A 25,294-nucleotide genomic window follows, 5' to 3' on the forward strand; every position below is an offset into this window, starting at 1 on the left:
TCAGGCACTTACTGCTTTGGAGTGGCGGACCATCCCGACAAAATGGTGATGCAGGCGGGGATCATCCGTCAATTCCGGATGGAAGGATGCTCCCAACAGATGTCCTTCCTGTACAATGACGATCCGCTCCTCCACCGACGACAGGACATCCACTGCCGGTCCCGTTTCCACGATCAGGGGTGCACGGATAAAGACCGCCTCAAAATCATCCGCCACCCCGTCTACACGAAGACGGGCTTCAAAGCTCTCCCGCTGCCTTCCAAAGGCATTGCGGCGAACGGTGAGATCCATCAACCCCAGATGGGATTGTTCCGTTCCCTCGATCCGTTTGGCCAAGAGAATCAATCCGGCACACGTTCCAAAAATAGGCATTCCCGCCAACGCCCGTTGCCGGATCGGTTCCATCAACCCGTACTGGTGCATCAATTTGCCGATCGTCGTGGACTCTCCCCCGGGAATGACCAAGCCATCCACCTGTTCCAAGGCATCCGGCCGTTTTACCGGCAAGGGCTCCGCACCGGCGGATTCCAACATGGAAAGATGTTCACGAACGGCCCCCTGCAGGGCAAGAACCCCAATCTTCATCTATCCATACCCTCCAGTTTCGCCTCTCACCAACCGCGTTCCTGCATCCGGTCTGCCGGTTGCAGGGTCGAAATTTCCATCCCTTTCATCGCCGTGCCCAGACCTTTGGACAGTTCGGCCATCAACGTGTAGTCCTCATAATGAGTGGTGGCTTCCACGATGGCTTTGGCGAACTTAGCCGGGCTTTCCGATTTAAAAATACCGGAACCGACAAACACACCATCGGAACCCAGGTGCATCATCAAAGCTGCATCCGCCGGAGTGGCCACTCCACCAGCAGCAAAGTTAACCACCGGCAGCTTGCCGTTTTCATGCACGTAGAGGAGCAGGTCGTAAGGGGCCCCCAGCTTTTTGGCCTCCGCCATCAGTTCATCCCGGGACATGGACTGAACCTGACGAATTTGACCCATCATTTGGCGCATATGTTTGACCGCTTCCACGATATTGCCGGTGCCGGGTTCTCCTTTGGTCCGAATCATGGAAGCCCCTTCGCCGATCCGGCGCAACGCTTCACCCAGATCACGGGCACCGCAGACAAAAGGCACCGTAAAACTCCCTTTATCGATATGGAAAAGATCATCTGCCGGGGTCAACACTTCACTTTCATCAATATAGTCGACGCCCATCGCTTCCAGCAGGCGCGCTTCTACAAAATGGCCGATCCGGGCCTTGGCCATCACCGGGATGCTGACCGCATTCATCACTTCTTCAATGATCGTGGGATCCGCCATCCGGGCGACCCCGCCGGCCGCGCGAATATCCGCCGGCACGCGTTCGAGAGCCATCACAGCCACGGCTCCCGCTTCCTCCGCTATTTTCGCCTGTTCGGCATTCACAACGTCCATGATGACGCCGCCTTTTTGCATTTCAGCCATCCCGCGTTTCACACGGTCGGTCCCAGTCAGATGTCCCTTGTTGTTTTCAGACATGATCGTCATCCTCTCCTCTTAGGCGCAGCCCCTCTAATTATCGTCCTGTAAGGGCAACTTTCCTTTGGGGCGAAGCCCTACCGAATTGTCGTCCCGGAAGGGCACCTTCCCTAGTTTTACCGGAAATCCCTCACTTCATTAGAACCATTGTAACCAAAGGTACGGTTATTGACAATGACAGGGAGACAGGATCCGGTTGTTACTTAGAACCAATTGGCGATTCTGCGGAAAAAGAGGCGAAACCACCCCGCCGCTTCCACATCTTCCGCAACAACCACCGGTACGGGTTCGATCCCGTCCACTTCTTCTCCATCATACACAAACTTGGCCTTACCCACTACGGTTCCGGCACGAAGCGGGGCTTCCAGCTCCCCGGTGAGAGATACATCCCAGGAATAATGGTCTTCTTCCCCTTTTCGTACTGGATAGCGCACATTCCCGTCCGCTGCCAGGGCCACTTCCGTCTCCACACCGTTCTTCACCGATGCTTGTGCCATTCCCGGAATGGGATCACCCTTTTGGACAAAGTCCATCCATTCAATTTGATCAAATCCGTGATCCAGCAGTTTAGCCGTTTCCCGAAAGCGCTGAATGTGAGAGACAGTCCCCATTACGACAGAGATGAGCCGCACATCCCCCCGTTCGGCGCTGCCAGCGAAACAATACCCGGCTTTACGGGTATACCCCGTCTTCACCCCGTCTACTCCCTCATAATAATGGGCCAGCCCCGGAAGCATCTCGTTGGTGTTTCTCAACCGCATTTCCCTCGGTTCTCCGTTCCGGAACGTATACCGGGAATGGGAAATGATCTGTCGGATCTCAGGAAAGTCCAGCAACAAGCGGCGCGTCAATTCTGCCACATCGGCAGCGGACATGTGATGCTTTCCACCCACACGGGGAGGATCCCGATAAAGCCACATCGGCAAACCGGTGCTGTTGCGAAAGTGAGTGTCTGTCAATCCCAGCTCTGTGGCCGTTTGATTCATTAAATCTACAAACTTCGTTTCACTACCAGCCACATGTTCCGCCAGTGCCACGGCAGCATCGTTGGCAGAGCGAATCGACAAAGCATGAAAAAGTTCTTCTACGGTCCGTTTCTCTCCCATGCGCAAAAAGACTTGCGCCTCACCGATCGAAGCCGCATTCGCACTGATTGTGACAGTCTCGTCCCAGGCAAGTTCCCCCTTTTCTACTTTTCTCAGGAGAACATACTCGGTCATGAGTTTGGTTAAGCTGGCCGGTTCATAAGGGATATCACTGTTTTCATCCGCCAACACCCGACCGCTTTCCATTTCCATCAATACATAGGAACGAGCTTGAATATCCAGCGGCACCGCCGGTTCGTCCGCCATGGCATGAACCGGTATTCCCGGAATCCACAGACCCAGCAACAATCCTGCAATGAAACAGAGGAGAGCCGCTCGTCTCCCCCAGTCCTTCATCACTCGCCCCCATCCCATTTCTCTCTCTCATACCTTTCCATCCATATTAGAAAAAGATGCCATGACCAGTTTACCGTAAGCAAAGCGGGTTGGAAAGCGGAAAAAAGGTGGATCAGCGGGTACGACTTCTGGAGGAATCAAAGAGCACAGGCCTTCAAAGACCCGTGCTCAGGAAAGAGTGAACCGTTTTCCGGCAATCCGCCCCTTCATCCTGCCATCAGCGGATCCCCCGGACCTTTTGTTCCTTACAAATTGTAGTTGGGAGCTTCCTTGGTGATCTGGATATCATGGGGATGGCTTTCCCGCAGGGATGCGTTGGTAATGCGGATAAACCGGGCATGATCCTTCAGTTCATTTAGGTTTTTTGTTCCGCAATACCCCATTCCCGCACGGATCCCGCCAACCAATTGATAAACCGTATCCGCCAAGGGGCCTTTAAAGGGAACACGCCCCTCAATCCCCTCCGGCACCAGCTTCTGTTCGTTTTCCTGGAAATAGCGATCTTTGCTGCCGGCACGCATCGCTCCGATGGAACCCATCCCGCGATACACTTTAAACTGGCGGCCTTGATAGATTTCCGTCTCGCCGGGGGATTCTTCTGTACCGGCAAACAAGCTCCCCAACATGACCACATCCGCACCGGCGGCCAAAGCCTTAACAATATCGCCGGAGAACCGGATCCCCCCATCGGCGATGATCGGAATCCCGTATTCCCGTGCAACGGTCGCACAGTCATAGATGGCGGTGATCTGCGGAACACCGATTCCTGCCACGACACGGGTGGTACAGATGGAACCGGGTCCAATTCCCACTTTGACCACACTGGCCCCAGCCTCGATCAAATCCCGCGTGCCTTCACCGGTGGCCACATTACCGGCCACAATCACCAGTTCGGGATATTCCGAACGCAGACGGGCAACCGTCTCCAAAACTCCTTTGGAATGACCATGAGCTGTATCTACCACCAAAAGGTCCACTTCGGCTTCCACAAGAGCAGCGGCCCGCTCCATCGTGTCGTGAGAGACACCGACGGCGGCACCTGCCAGCAGTCGGCCCTGTCGATCCTTGGCTGCATGGGGGAACAGGGTTGCCTTTTCGATGTCTTTGATGGTGATGAGTCCCTTAAGAATCCCCCCTGAGTCCACCAGAGGCAGTTTCTCGATTTTATGCCGCTGCAAAATGCCTTCCGCGTCCTGCAGCGTGGTTCCCACCGGGGCCGTCACCAGGTTCTCCTTGGTCATCACTTCGGAAATAGGGGTGGAATAATCGTGGATAAACCGCAAATCCCGGTTGGTAAGAATCCCGACCAACTTTTCGTTTTCGTCGACGATCGGCACTCCCGAAATACGGTATTTCGCCATCAGCGCTTCCGCATCGTACACGCGGTGATCCGGATGCAGATAGAAGGGATTGGTAATCACTCCGCTCTCGGACCGCTTTACCCGATCCACTTCCCCCGCTTGCTCCTGGATCTTCATGTTCTTGTGAATAATCCCGATCCCGCCCTGCCGGGCCATGGCGATCGCCATCGGTGCCTCTGTCACCGTATCCATCCCCGCACTGATCAAAGGCGTGTTCAGCTGAATATTTTCCGCCAAACGCGTACGGATGTCCACATCCCGCGGAAGGATATCTGATTTTGCCGGCAGCAGCAGCACATCGTCAAAGGTGAGGCCTTCTTTGGAGAATTTGTTTTCCCACATCGACATTCCCGTCCCCTTTTTGATAAGATCCGTCAAATTGGTTTTTGAAAGTTTATCAGACCGCCCAATTCGTGTCAAGTCGCGTCACAGCTGGATTCTTGCTGTTTTTTCGGGTTCGGAAAAAACACCTTTTTTCAAAAAAAAGGCTTGCAGGCATATTGATTATACTGTTAATATACATATGCACAATTCAATTGCTGTTTTCATCCGGAACACTCTTATCCTGAGTCTCCCCCGACCACCCGCACTCATCCGCGGAATGTCCATTTCTGGAGAACAAGACTCACCGGTGAAAGACGGATGAAGAAATCCAGACATGAGGAGGTTACCCATGATGACTCCCACTCAGGAAGCCTGGCGTCTTCTGCGTTACGATTGGAAACGGTATTGGCCCGAATTGGTGTTCACCTGGTTGTTTTCCCTTCTCCTGGGGGCCCTCGCAGCCATGATGTTAAATGGATTGGCGGACCCAGGGGATTCTTCCAGTTCAATCTCGCTTAACGGATTGATGCTCGATTTTTATTTCATTTTTTTCATCCCTATGTTCACTGTGATCTGGGGGCGGGAATACTGGTATCCCCTGAAAATGAGGGAGATGTTTGATCGACGGTTGTCGATCCTGCGCATCTTACCCGTATCCACCGCAGGATTTGTCCGCTCCCGCATGTTTCAGGTGTTGGGACTGGCCCTCTTATGCTCCTCTGCGTTTTTTTCTACGATATACATCATTGGGTGGATGTTTCGCCAATGGCTCACCCCCGGTGAATTTCTTGTATTTGCAGCGATTTGGTTTGGTTATGGTCTGGCTGTCGGGGGAATCTACCCGCTGGTGGAATGGGGAACGACCAGTCGCTGGACTTATTGGTGGATTTCCGCTCTCATCCTGTTGGCCTGCCCCCTGTTAGTCTGGTCCCACTGGTTATGGACAGAGATCAGCTGGATTGAACGAACGGTTCAATGGGCTTCCCAAGCCCCATGGGCAGGACCCCTGGCTTTGCTCATCGGATACGGGGGGATGGCGGGGTGGTCCCTCCTGATTGAAAGGCGCTTAATCCAGCGGGACCTTTAAAGGGAGAGGAGGATTCCCATGACCATCAGCCGAGAAGCCTGGAACTTACTCTTTCACGATTGGACCGCCCATCGAAAAAAATGGGTGCTCACCTGGGGATTTACGATCATCCACACCCTCATTTTCGTGATTTTCTATGAACATCTAGCCGCCTCCCCTGAAAAAGATATGTTATCGCCAATCATGCTGGATCTGTTTCTGCTCGCGTTTGCCGTACCGTGGATTACCATTCCGTTTATGGATCGCCCTTATCAGAATCCGTTGCGGATCGGAAAACTTACAAAAACCCGTATCGCTTTTTTGCGTACGCTTCCCATCTCCCACCGTGGAATGGCCCGATACAGCCTGTTGCGAACATGGACGGCTGCAATCACAAACGGCGGCCTTCTCTATGGCGGAATGGTGATGTTGAGCCCGACCTTGCGCGAAGCGATCAGTCCCGTCGGCTTCCTCACACTTTCCCTTTTATGGTTAACAGGCTCCTTTTTATGGGGATGCTGGATTCAACGGTTGGAATGGGGGGAAGGGGATGAAACCGCCTTTATCGGTGTCCTGATCGCCTATTACTGCACACTCCTCTTCACCGTCAGCCCTATCTATTATCTATCGGGAAAAAGCGTATTCCAATGGACCCTCTTGTGGAGCGAAACCTGGCCCTGGTTGGGATTGGCGGCACTCCTCGCCTCTTTTCTGATTACCGGGTTGTCCACAAAAGCATGGGAGCAGCGATTGTCTAAGAGGGAGTGGTAACATGGCCCTGCCGATCCGGGTGGAAGCCGGGAAAAACGTACCGATCTACCGGCAAATTCACGACCAATTAAAAGACCTGATATACAGCAACCAGCTTCCGTCGGGTACACCGCTCCCCTCGATCCGGGCATTGGCTCAGGATTTGGGGTGCAGTGTCATCACCACCCGACGCGCGTATCAAGATCTGGAAAGCGAGGGGCTGATCGTGACCCAGCAGGGGCGGGGAACATTTGTGGCTGAAGTGGAAGATCCCAGACGGGAGAGCCATCGTCAGGAAACGCTTCGCCAGACACTTCAAGAAGCCATCGATCATGGATTGCGCATGGATTTTTCCATCCGTGAAATCCGCGCTTATTTTGAAGAAGGGCTAAAACACGCAGGCTCTCCCCATCATCGCAAGCAAGAGGAGGACAAAAGATGACTCATCCGGATCAGCTGGTCACGATGAAATCCTTATGCAAAACCTATCCCGCCTTCCGTCTGGGGCCTATCGATTGGGATATCGAACCCGGGTTGGTATATGCCCTGGTGGGCCCTAACGGCTCCGGTAAGAGCACGCTGTTTCGCATGATGATGCAACTGGTCCAGCCGGAAGAAGGAACGTTGCATTTGTTTGGACGACGTTATCCCGAGGAAGAAGTAGCGATCAAGGAACGGATCGGTTACGTACCGGAGGAATCCCTGGACCATGGCAAAGTAAACGTGACCCATCTGGTTTCGTTCATTTCCCAATGGTATCCTCGCTGGAATCAGGAAACGTACAAACGATTGATCCGAGAGTTGGAGATTCCCGTTCAATCCAAGTACCATCAGCTGTCCAAAGGGGAAAAAAAGCGCCTTTCGCTGGCGATGGCGCTGTCGGCAGAACCGCAACTCCTGCTGCTGGACGAACCGACGGACGGACTCGACTTTTTTGGCCAACGGGCTTTCTCACAAGAGATGGACCGTTTTCTGCAACCGGATGAAAATCGCAGCGTGGTGTTGGCCACCCATCGAGCGGAAGATATTCGCAAGCTGGCCGATGTGTTGGTCCTCATCCACAAGGGGCGTTATATCGGATCCTATGAAAAAGATCAGTTGACGGAAGAATGGAAAGAGCTATGGTTGGATGCCCTTCCCGCTCAAGCGGCTTCGCTGCCGGGTGTGGTCCGAGTCGAAGCAGGACCGCCCGTTCGCTTAATCACCCGCTCCTTTACAAAAACCCGTTCGATTTTGTCCCAGCAAGGCTATATCGTAACCCAAACCCTCGCGATGGAACTAAGCGAGATTTTACAGGAACTCTTTCTGCTGGAACAAGAGTCTCCCGCCAGCAACCATACTGACCCGATCCACAACCAATCGTAAAGCTTATAAAATATTTTTCTACAATAGAGAATGGACTTTGGTGCACCACCCTCCATTCCCACGGAAAAAGCCCGTCTGTATACCACTGATTGTGGATTCAGACGGGCTTTTGTTTTGAAAAACGGATTCCTTGACAAGTCCTAACTTAATAAAATCCCCATAGTTATCCCCAATCCCCACAGCTTATCCACAGGTTTGTGCGGAATCCTCAGGGAATCAGCCCTTCATAAGGAAGGAACTGTAAGGCCACACTATTTAAACCTGACTACAACAGAAGGGGGAAGAGGGGTCAACGACTCATTAAAATGTGAGCTTGTAACGATCCAGTCATGCGAGCGTCTTTCGACTCTGACCTTGAGTTGATGTTACATCGGGCAGGTTGACAGCTACCCGTACCACACCAGTCATGCTGATGCAGTCCCTGCACAACAGTACTCCCATTCCCAGATGTGTAGGTAGACTCCTACTCCCTTAGGGTGTATGGATCGCTTAGTGATTCGGCAAGAGTGCCTTATGGCACCATGGGTGCCCAACGGTTTTCTCTTTGCTCGCGATCAGTCCCATTCGGGTTTCGGCTATGTTTATTTTATTCGACAAATTTGCCAAGAATCCTACGTTAGAAAGGAGGACGACAGGAGAAAAGATGGTTGCTCTAAGCATCCCTACAAGGGGGATACCGAGCAACGCCGACATTCCTCTACGCCAATGAATGAGCAAGTCTCCTGTCGGCAATTCTCATGAAACGGCGACGGATCCCCTGTGAATCACCAGAAGAGAAAATCTGGAACCTGTATTTATTGTTGGAAACCGAAACCACCGTGCGCCGATTCCTCGAGGAAAAATACCGGAGAAAAAACAGGGAAAGTCCGGAACGGGACGCATTCCGTGCCGCCCACTCCTTGATCCACCATGTCAAGCAAGCCCGTGCTTTGTATAAAGCCGCCCGGGACAGTGACATCTTCATCCGACCGCTGTTGGCCTACTATGGGTTGATGAACCTGGCGAAAGCCTGGGTCCTGTCGGAAGACCCCGACTATCCCCGCACCACTTCAGTCTTAAAGCATGGGTTGTCCACCCGCAAACGAAAACCCGCTTCCTTTTCCCTGTTCCGGGAGGAAATACGAATACAACGGGAAGGGTTGTTTCCCCTTCTGGCGACGATTGCAGGAGAAGGGGGATGCATGGGAGAACGCTGGTCCATACAGACTCTGTTTTCACTCCTTCCAGAGTTACAGGACAGCTACCGGCAATTGTTCAGAGAAGCCACCTTGTTCCCGATCGCCTGGATTGAAAGCGACCCTGCCTGGATGATTGTAGAGGAAGCCGTCCTGGATCGTCTCCATCTGACTCCCCGGGGACTGGCCCAATCATTGGAACGCCATCGCCATCCTGCGAGCACCTCCTTTTCCACCGACGAAACGTATACCAAAGATGGAAAAGTATACGTGAAAATATCCCATCCGGAACCGGCGGTTCCCCACCCCTGGATCCGAGAAGACGTCGGCGGCAATCGCTACTTGGCTGTCCACCCAAACCGTCCCCAATGGCTCCCTGCTGAAATTCTGGTTCACTACATCCTGTTGTTTTCCCTCAGCATGTTGTGCCGTTATGAGACTCCTTTGTGGGGGGAGATGATCCATGGGTGGGCATCCGAAGAGGGGGTGTTGGTTCAGGAATTTTTACAACTGACCCAACGAAAAAGCCCCCAGCTGATCCTGGAGGCTTTGTTTGAAGAGCGCTTTGTCTTCACCCAACCATAAATTACTCATCGTCTTCTTCATCGGTGGCAGCAACGCGGGCCAGAGTGGCCACTTCTTCGCCTTCCCGCAGGGAAATTAATTTCACTCCCTGAGCGTAGCGTCCCATGGTGGAAATACCGGAAATGTTCATCCGGATTACCACTCCGGAGGTGGTGACGATCATCAGATCTTCATCCGATGACACCACCTTCAGACCGACCACATGGCCTTTCCGTTTGGTGACACTCAGTGTCTTAATCCCCTTGCCGCCCCGGGACTGGGTCCGGTACTCCGAGAGCGGAGTACGCTTGCCGTATCCTTTACTGGTGACGATCAGCGTATCCAGTTCAGGGGAGACAATGTCCATGCCGATCACTTCATCTTTCTCACCCAAGGCGATTCCTTTCACACCGGTAGCCGTCCGCCCCATCCGGCGCACGTCCTCCTCGGGGAAGCGGATGGACAATCCGAGTTTGGTCCCCAGGATGATCTCCTGTTGTCCATCCGTCAGACGAACCCCCACCAGTTCGTCCCCTTCACGCAGGTTAATGGCAAAGAGGCCATTGCGCCGGATGTGTCCAAACTCCTCCAACGGGGTCTTTTTGACGATCCCGTGTTTCGTGCCGAAGAAGAGCGTATAGTCGGGGCTGAATTCCTTCACGGGAATCACCGCTTCGATATACTCCCCCTGATCGATTTGGATCAGGTTGATGATCGGCGTTCCCCGTGCCGCCCGTGACAGCTCCGGCACCTCATACGCCTTCATGCGGTATACTTTCCCCTTGTTGGAGAAGAAGAGGAGCGTGTTGTGGGAATTAGTGACAAACAAGTGGTGGACAAAGTCATCCTCCCTCGTTCCCATTCCCGACACCCCGCGCCCGCCCCGCCGCTGGGCACGGTAACCGGCCAGGGGCATCCGTTTGATATAGCCGCGGTGGGTGAGCATGATGGTAACTTCCTCTTCGGGGATCAGGTCTTCATCCGCAATCTCTTCGGCATCGAATACAATCCGGCTCCGACGCTCGTCCGCGTACTTTTCCCTGACTTCGGACAATTCGTCCCGCACCACACCGCGAATCCGCTCTTCGGAAGCCAGAATCGCCTTCAGCTCGGCGATGGTTTTTAGCAGTTCCTCGTACTCGTTTTCAATTTTCTCCCGTTCCAGGCCGGTCAGACGCTGCAAACGCATGTCCAGGATGGCTTGGGCTTGTTTCTCCGACAAGCCGAACTGCTCCATCAGACCGTCCTTGGCTTCCTGTCCGGTTTGCGATCCCCGGATCAGGGCGATCACTTCATCGATGTGATCCAGAGCGATGCGCAACCCTTCCAGGATATGAGCCCGCTCTTCCGCTTTGCGCAAATCGAATTGGGTGCGTCGACGGATGACTTCGATCTGATGTTCCAGGTAATGGTGAAGCACCTGTTTCAAATTGAGAACCAGGGGTTTGCCGTCCACCAGAGCCAGCATATTCACCCCGAAGCTGGTTTGCAGGTTGGTATGCTTGTACAGGTTATTGAGGAGCACCTTGGGGTTAACATCCCGGCGCAGCTCGATAATGACCCGCATGCCGTTGCGGTCGGACTCATCCCTGAGATCGGTGATGCCGTCCACTTTCTTATCCCGTACCAACTCTGCGATTTTTTCCACCAGTTTCGCCTTGTTCACCTGGTAGGGGAGCTCTTCCACGACGATACGGGCCTTGCCGTTGTTGGCTTCCTCGATGCGGGTCTTGGCTTGCATCTTGATGCTGCCCCTGCCGGTGTGATACGCCTTCTTGATGCCCTCCCGGCCCAGGATGGCGCCGGCGGTGGGGAAATCGGGCCCCTTGATATACTTCATCAACCCGTCAATCGTGATCTCCGGGTCATCGATCAAAGCCAACAGCCCATCGATCACCTCCCCCAGGTTGTGAGGAGGGATGTTGGTGGCCATTCCTACAGCGATCCCCGCAGCTCCGTTAACCAGCAGGTTGGGGAAGCGGGAAGGCAACACCAAGGGTTCCTCCAGACGGCCGTCGTAGTTGGGGCCGTAATCGATGGTCTCTTTTTGGATGTCCCGGAGCAACTCCTGGGTGATGGAGGCCATCCGAGCCTCCGTGTAACGCATCGCGGCGGGGGCATCCCCGTCGACGGAACCGAAGTTCCCGTGACCGTCCACCAGCATGTACCGGTAGGAGAAATCCTGGGCCATCCGGACCATGGTGTCGTACACCGCCACGTCCCCGTGGGGATGGTAGGAAGCCAGCACATTACCGACCACGTTGGCCGATTTGCGGTACCCCTTGTCCGGAGTCATGCCCAGCTCGTGCATGGTGTAGAGAATCCGCCGGTGAACCGGCTTCAATCCGTCCCGGACATCGGGCAACGCCCGGCTGACGATGACACTCATGGCGTAATCCAGGAAGGAGTTGCGCATCTCCTGGCTAATATTGATCTCGCTGATCCGACTCGTTTCTTCAGGCATGAATCGCTTCCCTCCGCTCCTTCATCAATCGCTCTTCAGATGTCCAGGTTTCGGACCTGTCTGGCATATTCCTGGATAAACTCCCGACGTGGCTCCACCTTGTCTCCCATCAGGGTTTCAAACACTTGGTCCGCATCCATCGCATCTTGCAGCGACACTTGCAACAGTGTACGGCTTTCCGGGTCCATGGTCGTTTCCCATAACTGAACGGCGGTCATCTCCCCCAACCCTTTGTAACGCTGCAATTCGATTTTTCCTTTCCCCTTGGCCTTCAGTTCCTCCATCATTCGGTCCTTTTCCTTGTCGTTAAAGGCGTAAAGGACGGTTTTTCCCTGTTGCAGCTTGTACAGCGGCGGCTGGGCGATGTAAATATACCCTTCTTCGATCAGCTCGCGCATGTAGCGGAAGAAAAAGGTGAGCAGCAGGGTGCGGATATGGGCTCCATCCACATCGGCATCCGTCATAATGACGATTTTATGGTAACGGGCCTTGGACAGCTGAAAGTCCTCACCGATGCCCGTGCCCAGGGCGGTAATGATCGTCCGTACCTCTTCGTTGGAAAGAGCCTTGTCCAGGCGGGCTTTCTCCACGTTAATAATCTTTCCGCGCAAGGGGAGGATCGCCTGGAACATACGGTCCCGGCCTTGTTTGGCCGTTCCTCCGGCGGAGTCCCCCTCCACCAGGTAGAGTTCGCTGATCTCCGCTTTACGGGAACTGCAGTCGGCCAGTTTACCCGGAAGTGAACTGACTTCCAGCGCATTTTTCCGCCGGGTCAGTTCCCGGGCCTTCCGCGCGGCTTCCCGGGCACGGGCGGCCATCACTGATTTATTGATCACCTTTTTGGAGACCGCAGGGTTTTCCTCCAGGAAGGTGAGAAATTGCTCGGCAAAGAGAGTCTCTGTCGCCGTCCGGGCTTCAGAGTTGCCCAGTTTGGTTTTTGTCTGACCCTCAAACTGGGGATCGGGAATCTTGATGCTGATAATAGCGGTCAACCCTTCCCGGGTATCGTCGCCCGACAGGTTATTGTCATTCTCCTTCAAGAGGTTGTGACGACGGGCATAATCGTTGACCACCCGTGTGAGGGCCGATTTAAACCCCGACTCGTGGGTGCCGCCTTCATGGGTGTGGATATTGTTGGCGTAAGAATAAATGTTGCTGGAAAAACTGTCGTTATATTGCAAGGCAATCTGGACGATGATATCGTCCCGCTGCCCTTCAATATAGATCGGCGGCTGGTGCAGACTTTCCCGGTTTCGGTTCAGGTGTTCGACAAAGGACCGAATCCCGCCCTCGTATCGATAATCGTAGGACTGTCCTTCCCCGCGCTCGTCGGTTAGTTGGATCCGGACCCCCTGATTGAGGAAGGCCATTTCCTGAAGCCGTTTTTTCAGCGTTTCGATATCGTATTCCGTCGTCTCGGTAAACACTTCGGGATCCGGTTTAAATGTGATGGTCGTCCCAGTCTCTTTGGTTTGACCGACCACTTCCAGGTCCGCTTCGGGAATTCCCCGGCGATAGTGCTGCCGATGGATTTTCCCTTCCCGTTTCACCTCGACCTTCACCCATTCCGACAAGGCATTTACAACGGAAATCCCCACACCGTGGAGACCCCCGGAGAATTTGTATCCGTCTCCGTCAAATTTCCCGCCGGCGTGAAGAACTGTCATCACCACTTCCACGGCGGGTCGACCCATCTTGGGATGGATCCCCACCGGGATTCCGCTGCCATTATCCACAACGGTGATGCTGTTATCCTCATGAACCGTCACCCCGATCGTGTCACAACGACCGGCCAACGCTTCATCGATACTGTTGTCCACCACTTCCCAGACCAAATGGTGGAGGCCACGGGCTCCGGTGGAGCCGATATACATACCCGGACGCTTCCGGACCGCCTCCAACCCTTCCAACACCTGAATTTGCGTTTCATCATAGTTCATGTTTTTCATTGCCACCACCACTCACCTGCTTCTTTTAGATACCGAGTTCCTTTTTTAGGATCCAGGCATACGGGTGTTCCCCTGTTGCCCCCGTTTCATCAACGTCAGGGAGGAAATCGGGGAAGCATAAATCATCGTCTCGGTTACCACATAGGATTTAATTTCTTCCAGCGTGGAGATATGCTCCAGTCGGCCCTGTTTTTCCGCCTCGATCAAGAACGGGCGCAAAGTGGAAGGAGAATACCGGTTGCCGGCATCCAGGATGGTAACCACCTCGCTGGTCCGGATCATTTTATTGCCGCCAAGATGGATAAACACCGTCCTCACCCCTGTTCGGAAATGCTTCCCTGTCGCACCCGGTAGATACGGGCCCGATTGATGGTTTCCCCATCGATCCCCTCCAAGCCGGTCGCCGTGACGAAGGTTTGAACTTTGCCCCGGATCGCTTCCAAAAGATGGGTTTTGCGGAAATCATCCAGTTCAGACAACACGTCATCCAATAACAAAATGGGATAAGTGCCGGTTTCGGAACGAATCAGCTCGATCTCCGCTAATTTGAGGGACAAAGCCGCAGTCCGTTGTTGTCCCTGGGATCCATAACGATGCAAGTCCATACCGTCCACCATCAACTTGAGATCATCCCGGTGGGGGCCGATCAACGTACTGCCCCGCAGGATTTCCTGTTTGCGGATCCGTCTCAGTTCGTCAGCCATCGCGACCGCCATCGCTTTCGCATCGTTTCTGTCTCTCAAGGAGATAGAAGGTTGATACTGGATCTGAAGCGATTCGCGCTCTTGGGTAATCGCCGTATGGATATCCCTGGCCCAACGGGTCAATTGATCCACAAAAGTCATCCGTTTTATCCACACATCTGTGGATAAGTCGATCAATTGTTCGTCCAAGACGTCCAACAAATCTCCTGAAGAATACCGGCCTTGGGCTGTATCCTTTAACAGCTGATTGCGCTGGGCAAGCAATTGGTTGTACCGGGTCAGTTGATGAATGTACCACGGACTCATCTGACCCAGCTCCATATCGATAAAACGCCGGCGGACCTGAGGGCTGCCTTTGACGATCGTCAGATCTTCCGGTGCGAATAAAACAGCGGTCAGAGAACCGATGTACTCACTCAGCTTCCGTTGTTCCAACCCGTTTTTTACCACTTTTTTGCCTTTGGCCGACAGTCGAATCTCCAAACGGTCCACCCGATCTTGCCGGCGGATGCGGGCTTGGATACGGGCGGCATCTCCGTCCCAGCGCACCATCTCCTTGTCTTTACGCGTTCGATGGGACTTACCGATGGAGAGAAGGTACAGGGATTCCAGGATATTAGTCTTCCCCTGAGCATTGGGTCCGACGAACAGATGGAGCTCTTCCGGACAATCCAGGCGCAACGCTTCGATATTGCGAAATTGTCTTAGCTCCAACCGCTCCACATGCATCCGGATCCCTCCTCATTCCCGGACTAGGCGGAAACGGCCGGAACCTTCGATTTCCACGATATCATCTGGGGTCAACTTTCGTCCCCGCCGGGTTTCCACCTCGTCGTTTACCGTCACCCGATATTCGTGAAGGAACCATTTGGCTTGACCGCCGGTGCCCAGCAGATTCAATTTCTTCAGCAGTTGACCCAGGGTGATGGTATCACTGTGGATCCTCACATTCTGCATCCTGTTCACTCCCTGTCCCTACAACATCATCGGGTTCGAATCGGCACGATCAAATGAAGGGCATCATCCCGATCAGCCGGCTGGATGACAAAGGGCGTCATGGTTCCGGTAAAAATAATCTGAATCTGGTCGGAATCCACTGCTCGTAAAGCATCCAACATATACTGCGCATTAAAGGAGATGCTCATTTCCTCCCCGTTCATCCGTGCGGCCACTTCTTCCTGCACGCTGCCCACATCCTGTGCAGCGGAATGAATCAGCACCCGACCGTCTTCCTTTAACATACATTTTATCACATTATCCCTTCCGTCCCGACTGATCAAGGCAGCCCGATCGACGGATTGCAGCAGCTCTTTGGCGGATACGACGACTTCGGTCTTTCCTCCCTGGGGAATCACCCGGTTGGTATCTGGATAAGTACCGTCCAAGAGACGGGAGAAAAACAGCAAGTGATCGGCACGAACCATGATCTGATTATCGGAAAAGATCACATCCACCCATCCGTTTTGATCCGCCAAAATCTTGGCCAACTCCGACAAACTCTTACCGGGTATAATCACATTTTTCATTGTCAGATCGGCGGCTGCTTCCACTTCCGCTTGCCGTCGAGACAAACGATGGCTGTCCGTTGCCACAAATGTGAGCGTTCCCTCTTCCAATTGCCACAACACACCTGTCAGCACTCCACGAGCCTCTGATGTGGAAACGGCAAAACCCGTCTGGCGAATCATGGATTGAAGGAGATCGGCAGGGATGCTCACCATTTGATCATCTCGAAGTTGGGGCAGGCGGGGATACTCTTCCGGATCCAGTCCTTTCAATTCAAACTGGGCCTGTTCCGAACGAAGAGTAGTTTTCCACCGTTCATCCACAACCCACTCCACATCATCGCCGGGAAGTTTGCGGACAATCTCGGAAAAGATGCGGCCAGGCAAGACCACACTTCCCATTCTCTCCATCTCAACCAATTCCTTATCATCCTTCTTGGAAGGAACGGCTACCTGAATCGTCAGATCCGAGTTGCTTCCGGTTAACCACAACCCGTCTTCATCCAAGACCGCTTTAATACCAGTCAGAATCGGAACCGTTGTTTTTTGCGAAACCGCTTTGGAAACTTGTGAAACGGCTTCAGTCAGAGCGGAGCGGGAGATCCGAAATTTCATATTGGGAAATCCTCCTTATCTTTCATTCTTTCCCCTGAGGAGAAAGGGTTTTCCGTGTGCAAAGACAAAGAGCCCCTTTGCCATTCAACCACTCTTTTTCAACCGGGAAAAGCCCTTTGGCGAAAAATAGGAAAAGAGGCGGAGTCATAATCGGGCACCTATTACATAACTATTATATTTTAAGAGTCATAGTCATCATAATAGGGGCTGTGAATATGTGTATAAGTGGGGAAAACCCAATAATGCAGCCCATGCACGCTGTGGAAAAGGTTGTGCACAGGCTGCTCTGGTTGTCCACATTGATCCACAGGACACGATTTTTCCTGTGGATGTCTCTAGGGCGTGTCTGGTCATTCAAGTTTTTATGATGTTATGGTAAGGACGGTGTGGTCGGCTGAGATCCTTTGTACTCATCGAGCACAAGTCTCGCCTAGTCGCTTGGCTCCGGTTTCGCTATGCGCTTTTTGCAAGAGATCGAAGACGGTCACACCGGTCCATCCCCCTGGCAATCGGTTTTCCAGACAGGTCCTATGATCGTTGCTTCAAGCGTTCCGTCAGATCATCGACGGCTTTTTGCAGGCTGCGGTCCATATTGAGCGTACGGGAGATCTTTTCGTGAGCGTGGATTACCGTGGTGTGATCCCGACCTCCAAACTCTTCTCCGATTTTGGGCAGAGATGCATCCGTCAGTTCCCGGGATAAGTACATGGCGATCTGGCGGGGAAGTGCGACGCTTTTGGTCCGTTTTTTTCCTTTTAGTTCATCCATGCGTAAACTGTAATAATTGCAGACAGCCTGCTGAATGTCCGGTATGCCGATGATTTTGGGCCGTGCATGGTGGATGATGTCTTTTAAGGCTTCACCGGCGAGGTCGGTGGAGACGGGTTGATTCATCAGTGCAGAAAAAGCGACTACCCGGATGAGAGCACCTTCCAACTCACGGATGTTGGTATCGATTCGATCCGCGATGAAAGCCATCACTTCGCTGTCGATATCCAAGTTGTCGGCGATCGCTTTTTTGCGCAGAATGGCGATTCTCGTCTCCAGATCGGGTGGCTGGATATCCGTGATGAGTCCCCACTCAAACCGGGATCGAAGACGGTCTTCCAGAGTGGGAATCGCTTTTGGCGGCCGATCGCTGGAGATAACAATCTGTTTGCTTTCCTCATGCAGGGCGTTAAAGGTGTGGAAAAACTCTTCCTGTGTTTGTTCTTTCCCTGCCAGGAACTGAATGTCATCGATCAGCAGGATATCGATATTGCGGTATTTGTTGCGGAAATCATCCGTTTTGTTGTCTCGGATGGAATTGATGAATTCGTTGGTAAATTTCTCCGAAGTCAGATAAACCACACGGGTATGGGTGGGATGGGACTGAGCGTAATTGCCGATCGCATGCATCAGATGCGTTTTTCCCAGACCGACGCCGCCGTAGATGAAAAGAGGATTGTAGGCTTTGGCAGGTGCTTCGGCTACGGCCAGGGAGGCGGCGTGGGCGAAGCGATTGCCGGATCCGATGACAAAGGTATCGAACGTATAGCGGGAATTGAGCATGGTTTTCAGCTGTGGAGGGTCTTCCACAGCCGATTCCGCCGCGGCCGCCACCTCGTCTTCCACCTCCGGCCGTGTCGTTGTATGAGTGATGAACTGGACACCGATCACGGAGCCCGTCACCTCTTGCAACGTGTCCCGAACCATATGGGCATATCGGGATTCCAACCAATCGCGGGCGAATTCATTGGGGGCCGAGATGATCAGGGTGTTGTCCCGCCAATCCACTGCTTCTGTCGCTTGCAGCCATGTTTCAAAGCTGGGTTTGGACAGTTTGTCCTGGATGTGTTCCAAAGCCTGGGCCCACAATTCCTGGATGTGGGTATCCTCCATGAGGGTTCCCTCCTTTCTGACTGATAGAGTGGGAGAATCCCATTGTCAACCAATATATCCACAAGAGAATCCGTTTGGTGACAAGGGGCTTCCTTTCTTATACACACAATCCACAGGTCTGTGGAAAATCATATCCACACAGGATTGTGGATTTTTCCACACGTTATTCACAGCCTGTGGATAAAGAGATGAGAAACAACCCGTTATCCACTGTGGAAAACATGAACATCATATCAAATTTACCCAATCATCACAATGGATGGAGACACTCTTATCCACAATCCACAGGGGTGGGGAAAAAGTTATACACAAGAGGTGAACTTGTGGATAAAAAGGGGATAACGGATGGATAACTGGGTGGATAAAAGGAGATTCTCTCGGTTATCCACAGCCTGTGCTGTTGAAAACCCGTTTCTTGACAACCTTTTGTTGACACCGCTATAATGATTAGGAATGTCGTCTGTACGACACTGGAACCATCTCATCAGTCAGAAAGGAGGCAGCCTGGCCGTGTGGCAGACCCTCGCGGGACGTTGGAAAGATCGACTCCCGAGAGTGGGAGGAAAGAGCTCATAAGGCCGGGTGACACCCTTATGAAACGCACATATCAACCGAGCAACCGCCGTCGCAAAAACGTGCACGGTTTCCGTCAACGCATGAGTACGAAGAACGGACGTAAAGTGCTTCGCAACCGCCGTCGAAAAGGCAGAAAGATTTTGTCCGCATAAGGCCACTAACCCATGAGTGGCCTTTTTTCCTATATGAGGATGCATCAAATGAATAGGATGGGTTTATTTCCGGAACCCTGCGCCCCATACTGGTACCAACGCAGATCGACCGGAAAGGGGGAGCCGGCATGCAGAGCAAGTACCGTCTGAAGCGGCGGAACGATTTTAAGCGGGCATTCCGTGGGGGTTCCTCGGTGGCGAATCGGCAATTTGTCCTCTATCGGTCTCGCAGACGGCAACCGGGGCCGGTCCGGATCGGGATCTCGGTCAGCCGCAAAGTGGGGAATGCGGTGATACGCAACCGGATCAAGCGGCTGGTGAAAGAGATCACCCGTCAATGGGTGGAGGATCTGCCGGAGGAGACCGATCTGATCGTGATCGCACGGAAGCCGGCCGCAGAGATGGACTACCATCAGATGAAGTCCAGCCTGCGCCATGTGTTCCGCCGGGCCAAACTGCTGGATGGATCCGCCCAAAAACGGTCGGCGAGGTGAGCATGATGAAATTCTTAGCCATTGGCCTGATCCGTTTCTATCAACGGGTGATCTCCCCGCTCACCCCGCCAACCTGCCGTTTTGCTCCCACCTGTTCACAATACGGCTTGATCGCCATTTCGCGGTACGGGTTTTGGAAAGGTGGTTGGTTGACAGCGAAACGGATCGCCAAATGCCACCCCTTCCATCCGGGCGGATATGACCCGGTTCCGTAACACGCAGGTGGTGAACCAACTCTCGGTTTGAAACCGGTTGGATTTGAAGGAGGAGTCATCCTTGTTTAGTCGACGTCTGATCGGAATCCTGGTCTTAGTCACGGCCCTGTTGCTTCTGGCCGGTTGTGTACCCGATATGGACCAGTATAAGCCGATCGATCCCGAAACTGCTGGCTTCTGGGATTTATATTTTGTTCGTCCTCTTCAAGTGTTGCTGGAAGAGTCGGCAAACATTCTGGGCAGCTATGGTCTGGCTATCTTGGTGGTTACCGTACTGGTCCGGTTGATCGTCTTGCCCTTGACCTTGAAGCAGATGAAGAGTTCCCAGGCAATGCAGGCCCTGCAGCCGGAAATGGTCAAGCTGCGGGAAAAATATAAGAACAACCAGCAGAAGTTGCAGGAAGAGACGATGAAGCTTTTCCAGAAGCACAACGTCAATCCGCTGGCCGGTTGTTTGCCCCTATTGGTGCAGCTTCCGATCCTGATTGCTTTTTTCCAGGCGATTATTCGTGATGAGGCGATTAAAAATGCCAGCTTTTTGTGGATGGAATTGGGACAGGCTGATCCCACATTTGTGTTGCCGGTATTGGCAGCGGTCACCACTTACTTGCAGTCCGTCGTCATGGGGATGGGGGACAACCCGCAAGCTCGGGCGTTTATGTTTATCATGCCGATCATGATTTTTGCCTTGGCGTTCACTTTCCCTGCCGCACTGGCCTTGTACTGGGTGTACAGCAATCTGTTCACCATGCTTCAGTACATGCTCCTGGGTAATAAATACAAGGTAAAACGGGAGGGTGCGACCGGTTGAAGAAGATTACCGTGACGGGAAAAACGGTGGATCTGGCGGTGGATGAGGCACTTCGTCAGTTGGATGCGGAACGGGACCAAGTCAAGGTAACCGTGTTGGAGGAACCCCAAAAAGGGTTTCTGGGATGGATCGGCTCCCGTGACGCCAAGGTGGAAGTGGAACGCTTGCCGACACCGGTGGAAATAGCGGAGCAGTTTTTGTCAGATGTTCTGGTCACGATGGGGTTGGATATAGTCCAGCTAAAGCGGATTGATGAGGGGGAACAGGTACGGTTTGACCTGTCAGGGTCAGAGTTGGGTTTGCTGATCGGCCGCAGGGGACAGACGTTGGATGCCCTCCAATACCTGATTAACATCGCAGCCAATCGTTCTGCCAAACCGTACACCCGGTTTGTCCTGGATGCCGAGGGATACCGGGAGCGAAGGAAGGATACCTTGGTGGAGTTGGCGGAACGGATCGCCAAACAGGTGAAGCGAACGAAAAAACCTGTTACCCTGGAACCGATGAATCCCATGGAACGGAAGATTATTCACAATTGCATTCAAGAGCAAGAAGGGGTAACGACCACCAGCGAAGGAAAAGAGCCTCATCGTAAGGTGGTTATCATCCCCGCATCCGCTACTGTCCGTTAAACCGTCCGGACAAAAGGACTCTCCGCACAGGGGAGTTTTTTTGCGTGTCGATCCCATTTGTTATCCAATTCCCGTATGATAAGATAGAATATCAGGTATATTGGGGATAAAGTAACCGTTTTGTTCGACATCCTTTTTAAGCTAGGGCCTGTCTGTTAATTCAATTTTCCGCAAGAACGAGAGAGGGTTGGTGTGGCTGGCGGAGAGCCTTTGCACTCATAGAGCACAAGTCTCGCCTGGGTCACTTCGCTCCCGGTCTCACTATGCGCTTTTTGCAACGAAACGAAGACAGCCATACCGATCCGGGGTTTCGCCCTATGGATTGTTCAGACACGCCCTAAAGTCCTTATCAATCGTCGTCCGGAATGGACAACCGTTCACTGGAACGGAAAAGGGAGGTGACGGGGATGGAAACCGATACAATCGCAGCCATATCCACTCCTGTGGGTGAAGGGGGAATCGCCGTGATTCGGGTCAGCGGTCCCGAATCGATTTCGTTGGTGGACCGTATTTTTAAAGGGAAACATCCACTGGTGGAAGCGGCCACCCATACGGTGCACTACGGTCATATCGTCCATCCTGTTTCCGATGGCGATCCCATCGATGAAGTACTGGTGACGGTGATGAAAAAACCCCGTACCTTCACACGGGAAGATGTGGTGGAAATCAGTTGTCATGGCGGAATGATATCCGTTCAATCCGTGTTGGAAGTGTTGCTGGAAGTCGGAATCCGGCTGGCGGAGCCCGGGGAATTTACCAAGCGGGCTTTTCTCAATGGACGGATTGACCTGTCCCAGGCGGAGGCCGTCATCGATTTGATTCGGTCCAAGACCGACAGAGCAGCACAGCTGGCCATGCGTCAGGCGGAAGGACGCCTGTCCCGCTTGGTGCAGCGGTTACGACGGGATATCCTGGAAACCCTGGCTCATCTGGCAGTCAACGTGGATTATCCGGAGTACGATGCGGAAGAGTTGACGGCCAAACGGTTACGGGAACGTTGCGATGAAGTGGAGAGGGAAGTCAACTCCCTCCTGGCCACTGCTCGACAGGGGCGCATTTATCGCGAGGGAATCGCCACGGTGATCGTGGGACGACCCAATGTGGGCAAATCGTCTCTGCTGAATGCACTGGCCCATGAAAACAAAGCGATTGTAACCGACATTCCCGGCACCACCCGGGATGTGATTGAGGAGTATGTCAATGTCCGCGGGATTCCCCTGCGGTTGGTGGATACAGCGGGAATACGGGAGACCGAGGATGTAGTGGAAAAGATCGGGGTGGAGCGTTCCCATCAGGCCTTGGAAGAGGCGGATTTGGTCCTGCTGCTGCTCAATTATGCGGAGTCCCTGTCTGATGATGACCGGCGTCTCCTGCGGGAAGTGGCCCCACATACGGCAATCATCGTCGTCAATAAAACGGATCTGCCGCCTCGGCTCGATCTGGAGGAAGTCCGTTCCCTGGTGAGGGAGACACCCATGGTTACCACATCGATCAAAGAAGAGACAGGGCTGGATCAGTTGGAACAAGCGATCGCTGATCTTTTCCTGGAAGGTCGTACCCAATCACAGGATCTGACCTATGTCAGCAATACCCGCCATATTCAATTGCTGAAAGAGACCCTTCGTCATATCCAGGAGGCGAAAGCGGGATTGGATGCGGGAGTCCCGCTGGATATGGTGGAGATCGATATGAAAAATGCTTGGCAGTCCCTGGGAGAGATTATCGGGGATGCGGTGGCGGAAGATTTGATCGATCAGATTTTTTCCCAGTTTTGTCTGGGTAAGTGAAGGGGGGAGAATCATGCCTGTCACGGGACAATCGTTTGATGTGATTGTAATCGGAGCCGGTCACGCCGGGTGTGAAGCGGCGTTGGCATCGGCCCGGATGGGTTGTTCTACGCTACTGTTGACACTCAGCCTGGATACGATTGCCTATATGCCTTGCAATCCTTCTGTCGGGGGCCCTGCGAAAGGACATGTGGTGCGGGAAGTGGATGCCCTGGGTGGGGAAATGGGGCGCAACATTGACAAGACCCACATCCAGATGCGGATGCTGAACACCGGAAAAGGACCGGCGGTATACGCTCTGCGGGCCCAAGCCGACAAGGTGTTGTATCAGCAGGAAATGAAAAAAGCTTTGGAGAATGAGCCAAACTTGACTTTGCACCAAAACATGGTGGAACGTCTGTTGGTGGAAGATGGTGTGTGCCGGGGCGTATTGACTCGGACCGGTGCGGAATACCGTGCGGAAGCAGTGGTACTGACGACGGGAACCTATCTGCGCGGCAAGATCATTATCGGAGATCTTTCCTACGAAAGCGGTCCGAACAACCAGCAGCCGGCCATCAACCTGGCCCATCACCTGCACGACTTGGGCTTTGAGACGGTACGCTTTAAGACCGGTACCCCGCCGCGGGTGAATCGATTGACTGTAGATACGGACAAAATGGAAATCCAGCCGGGGGATGAAGAGCCGAGGGCCTTCTCCTATGAGACCATGCAATTTATTACGGATCAGCTGCCTTGCTGGCTGACTTACACGAACGAAAAAACCCATGCGTACATCCGCGACAACTTGCATCGGGCACCGATGTATTCCGGGCAGATCGAGGGTCAGGGTCCCCGCTATTGCCCTTCGATCGAGGATAAAATCGTTCGCTTCGCCGATAAGGGTCGGCATCAGGTATTTTTGGAGCCGGAAGGGCGCGATACACTGGAAATGTATGTGCAAGGGCTGTCCACCAGTCTGCCGGAAGATGTGCAACAAGCATTCTTACGCACCATCACAGGGATGGAGCAGGCGGAAATGATGCGGACAGGTTATGCGATCGAGTATGATGCCATTGTACCGACCCAGTTGTGGCCCAGTTTGGAGACGAAATTGGTGGAGGGTTTGTTCACCGCAGGACAGATTAACGGTACATCCGGTTATGAGGAAGCGGCGGGCCAGGGGATCATGGCCGGGATCAATGCAGCCCGGAAGGTGCAAAAGAAGGATCCAGTCGTGTTGGACCGCTCCCAGGCTTATATCGGTGTACTGATCGACGACCTGGTGACCAAGGGAACAGCGGAACCCTACCGGCTGCTCACGTCACGAGCGGAATACCGGCTGTTGTTGCGCCACGACAATGCGGATCTCCGTCTGACCCAGCTGGGATATGAGATCGGATTGATTCCGGAAGACCGGTATCAACGTTTTGCGGCGAAGCGGGAAGCGATCGAGAAAGAAATCAAACGGTTGCGTCACACGAAAGTGAAACCTTCCGCCGAGGTACAATCCCTGCTCCAGGCGTTGGGATCAAGCCCACTGGATAATGCGGTGGAGCTGGCCCAATTGATCAGACGGCCCGAAATTCGTTATGAACACATTCACGCCATGGCTCCCGCAGAGGAATCCGTTGCTGCCGATGTGGCGGAACAAGTGGAAATCCAATTGAAATATGAGGGTTATATCAAAAAATCGCTGCAACAAGTGGCAAAAATGCGCAAAATGGAGGGCAAGCGCATCCCCGACTGGATCGACTACGATCAGGTGGTGGGAATTTCCTCGGAGGCTAGAGAAAAATTGCAGCAGGTTCGTCCCCTCTCATTGGGACAGGCTTCCCGAATCTCTGGCGTCAACCCGGCGGATATTTCCATCTTGTTGGTTCACATTGAACAAGGGGGAAAAAGAAGTGCTGGCGGAATGTGAGAGACTCATGGGACGGATTGTTCAGTAAACGGTGTGATAGAACCC

23 protein-coding genes are annotated in these 25,294 nt (G+C 53.3%); 12 read left to right on the plus strand and 11 right to left on the minus strand.

Annotated features, from left to right (window positions below):
* The 4 genes from pdxT to guaB form a co-directional block, all read right to left on the minus strand.
* The gene (gene pdxT, locus JOE21_RS06505; protein WP_309863926.1) at window positions 1-585 is read right to left on the minus strand and encodes a pyridoxal 5'-phosphate synthase glutaminase subunit PdxT; all 585 of its coding nucleotides are present in this window, start codon (window positions 583-585) and stop codon (window positions 1-3) included.
* 26 nt (window positions 586-611) lie between these two features.
* A complete protein-coding gene (gene pdxS / locus JOE21_RS06510; protein WP_309863928.1) occupies window positions 612-1,514 on the minus strand; it encodes a pyridoxal 5'-phosphate synthase lyase subunit PdxS in 903 nt (300 codons plus the stop codon).
* 203 nt (window positions 1,515-1,717) lie between these two features.
* Complete coding sequence (locus JOE21_RS06515; RefSeq protein ID WP_309863929.1) at window positions 1,718-2,956, minus strand: D-alanyl-D-alanine carboxypeptidase family protein; 1,239 nt, start codon at window positions 2,954-2,956, stop codon at window positions 1,718-1,720.
* Window positions 2,957-3,201: 245 nt separating this feature from the next.
* Window positions 3,202-4,659 carry an IMP dehydrogenase gene (gene guaB, locus JOE21_RS06520; protein ID WP_309863932.1) on the minus strand — a complete coding sequence of 486 codons (1,458 nt, stop codon included), beginning with the start codon at window positions 4,657-4,659 and terminating at the stop codon, window positions 3,202-3,204.
* A 331-nt stretch (window positions 4,660-4,990) separates the two neighbouring features.
* Here guaB and JOE21_RS06525 point away from each other — a divergent pair, with 331 nt between their 5' ends.
* The 5 genes from JOE21_RS06525 to JOE21_RS06545 all read left to right on the plus strand — a co-directional run bounded on the left by JOE21_RS06525 (window position 4,991) and on the right by JOE21_RS06545 (window position 9,582).
* Window positions 4,991-5,728, plus strand: a complete 738-nt coding sequence (locus JOE21_RS06525; protein WP_309863934.1) for a hypothetical protein — start codon at window positions 4,991-4,993, stop codon at window positions 5,726-5,728.
* A gap of 18 nt (window positions 5,729-5,746) precedes the next feature.
* Window positions 5,747-6,478, plus strand: a complete 732-nt coding sequence (locus JOE21_RS06530) for a hypothetical protein (protein WP_309863936.1) — start codon at window positions 5,747-5,749, stop codon at window positions 6,476-6,478.
* Between the two features lies 1 nt (window position 6,479).
* A complete protein-coding gene (locus JOE21_RS06535; RefSeq protein ID WP_309863940.1) occupies window positions 6,480-6,899 on the plus strand; it encodes a GntR family transcriptional regulator in 420 nt (139 codons plus the stop codon).
* Window positions 6,896-7,822: an ATP-binding cassette domain-containing protein gene (locus tag JOE21_RS06540; RefSeq protein ID WP_309863943.1), complete on the plus strand. Its 927-nt coding sequence runs from the start codon at window positions 6,896-6,898 to the stop codon at window positions 7,820-7,822. Before JOE21_RS06535 ends, JOE21_RS06540 begins: the two co-directional genes overlap by 4 nt.
* Before the next feature lie 737 nt (window positions 7,823-8,559).
* The gene (locus JOE21_RS06545) at window positions 8,560-9,582 is read left to right on the plus strand and encodes a YaaC family protein (protein WP_309863945.1); all 1,023 of its coding nucleotides are present in this window, start codon (window positions 8,560-8,562) and stop codon (window positions 9,580-9,582) included.
* A 1-nt stretch (window position 9,583) separates the two neighbouring features.
* On the opposite strand, the gene gyrA is transcribed toward JOE21_RS06545, so the two are convergent.
* From gyrA to dnaA, 7 genes are all read right to left on the minus strand, one after another.
* On the minus strand, window positions 9,584-12,025 hold the full coding sequence (gene gyrA, locus JOE21_RS06550; RefSeq protein WP_309863948.1) for a DNA gyrase subunit A: 2,442 nt from the start codon (window positions 12,023-12,025) through the stop codon (window positions 9,584-9,586).
* A 35-nt stretch (window positions 12,026-12,060) separates the two neighbouring features.
* Entirely contained in the window at window positions 12,061-13,980 is a 1,920-nt protein-coding gene (gyrB, locus tag JOE21_RS06555) for a DNA topoisomerase (ATP-hydrolyzing) subunit B (protein WP_374709333.1), read from the minus strand.
* A 39-nt stretch (window positions 13,981-14,019) separates the two neighbouring features.
* The gene (gene remB, locus JOE21_RS06560; protein ID WP_309863950.1) at window positions 14,020-14,283 is read right to left on the minus strand and encodes an extracellular matrix regulator RemB; all 264 of its coding nucleotides are present in this window, start codon (window positions 14,281-14,283) and stop codon (window positions 14,020-14,022) included.
* 5 nt (window positions 14,284-14,288) lie between these two features.
* Window positions 14,289-15,407, minus strand: a complete 1,119-nt coding sequence (gene recF, locus JOE21_RS06565; protein ID WP_309863953.1) for a DNA replication/repair protein RecF — start codon at window positions 15,405-15,407, stop codon at window positions 14,289-14,291.
* Window positions 15,408-15,419: 12 nt separating this feature from the next.
* Window positions 15,420-15,635, minus strand: a complete 216-nt coding sequence (yaaA, locus tag JOE21_RS06570) for a S4 domain-containing protein YaaA (RefSeq protein WP_309863956.1) — start codon at window positions 15,633-15,635, stop codon at window positions 15,420-15,422.
* 26 nt (window positions 15,636-15,661) lie between these two features.
* Window positions 15,662-16,798: a DNA polymerase III subunit beta gene (dnaN, locus tag JOE21_RS06575; protein ID WP_309863958.1), complete on the minus strand. Its 1,137-nt coding sequence runs from the start codon at window positions 16,796-16,798 to the stop codon at window positions 15,662-15,664.
* Window positions 16,799-17,326: 528 nt separating this feature from the next.
* Window positions 17,327-18,679 carry a chromosomal replication initiator protein DnaA gene (gene dnaA, locus JOE21_RS06580; protein WP_309863961.1) on the minus strand — a complete coding sequence of 451 codons (1,353 nt, stop codon included), beginning with the start codon at window positions 18,677-18,679 and terminating at the stop codon, window positions 17,327-17,329.
* 593 nt (window positions 18,680-19,272) lie between these two features.
* Here dnaA and rpmH point away from each other — a divergent pair.
* The 7 genes from rpmH (at window position 19,273) to mnmG (ending at window position 25,249) form a co-directional block, all read left to right on the plus strand.
* On the plus strand, window positions 19,273-19,407 hold the full coding sequence (gene rpmH, locus JOE21_RS06585; RefSeq protein ID WP_309863964.1) for a 50S ribosomal protein L34: 135 nt from the start codon (window positions 19,273-19,275) through the stop codon (window positions 19,405-19,407).
* A 128-nt stretch (window positions 19,408-19,535) separates the two neighbouring features.
* Entirely contained in the window at window positions 19,536-19,901 is a 366-nt protein-coding gene (gene rnpA / locus JOE21_RS06590; RefSeq protein ID WP_309863966.1) for a ribonuclease P protein component, read from the plus strand.
* A gap of 5 nt (window positions 19,902-19,906) precedes the next feature.
* The gene (gene yidD / locus JOE21_RS06595) at window positions 19,907-20,116 is read left to right on the plus strand and encodes a membrane protein insertion efficiency factor YidD (RefSeq protein WP_309863968.1); all 210 of its coding nucleotides are present in this window, start codon (window positions 19,907-19,909) and stop codon (window positions 20,114-20,116) included.
* A 61-nt stretch (window positions 20,117-20,177) separates the two neighbouring features.
* On the plus strand, window positions 20,178-20,927 hold the full coding sequence (gene yidC / locus JOE21_RS06600) for a membrane protein insertase YidC (RefSeq protein WP_309863970.1): 750 nt from the start codon (window positions 20,178-20,180) through the stop codon (window positions 20,925-20,927).
* On the plus strand, window positions 20,924-21,559 hold the full coding sequence (jag, locus tag JOE21_RS06605) for an RNA-binding cell elongation regulator Jag/EloR (RefSeq protein WP_309863972.1): 636 nt from the start codon (window positions 20,924-20,926) through the stop codon (window positions 21,557-21,559). Before yidC ends, jag begins: the two co-directional genes overlap by 4 nt.
* 407 nt (window positions 21,560-21,966) lie before the next feature.
* Window positions 21,967-23,346: a tRNA uridine-5-carboxymethylaminomethyl(34) synthesis GTPase MnmE gene (mnmE, locus tag JOE21_RS06610; protein WP_309863975.1), complete on the plus strand. Its 1,380-nt coding sequence runs from the start codon at window positions 21,967-21,969 to the stop codon at window positions 23,344-23,346.
* A gap of 13 nt (window positions 23,347-23,359) precedes the next feature.
* The gene (gene mnmG, locus JOE21_RS06615) at window positions 23,360-25,249 is read left to right on the plus strand and encodes a tRNA uridine-5-carboxymethylaminomethyl(34) synthesis enzyme MnmG (RefSeq protein WP_309863977.1); all 1,890 of its coding nucleotides are present in this window, start codon (window positions 23,360-23,362) and stop codon (window positions 25,247-25,249) included.
* Window positions 25,250-25,294 lie beyond the last annotated feature (45 nt).

The organism is Desmospora profundinema, assembly GCF_031454155.1.
Classification (GTDB): domain Bacteria; phylum Bacillota; class Bacilli; order Thermoactinomycetales; family DSM-45169; genus Desmospora; species Desmospora profundinema.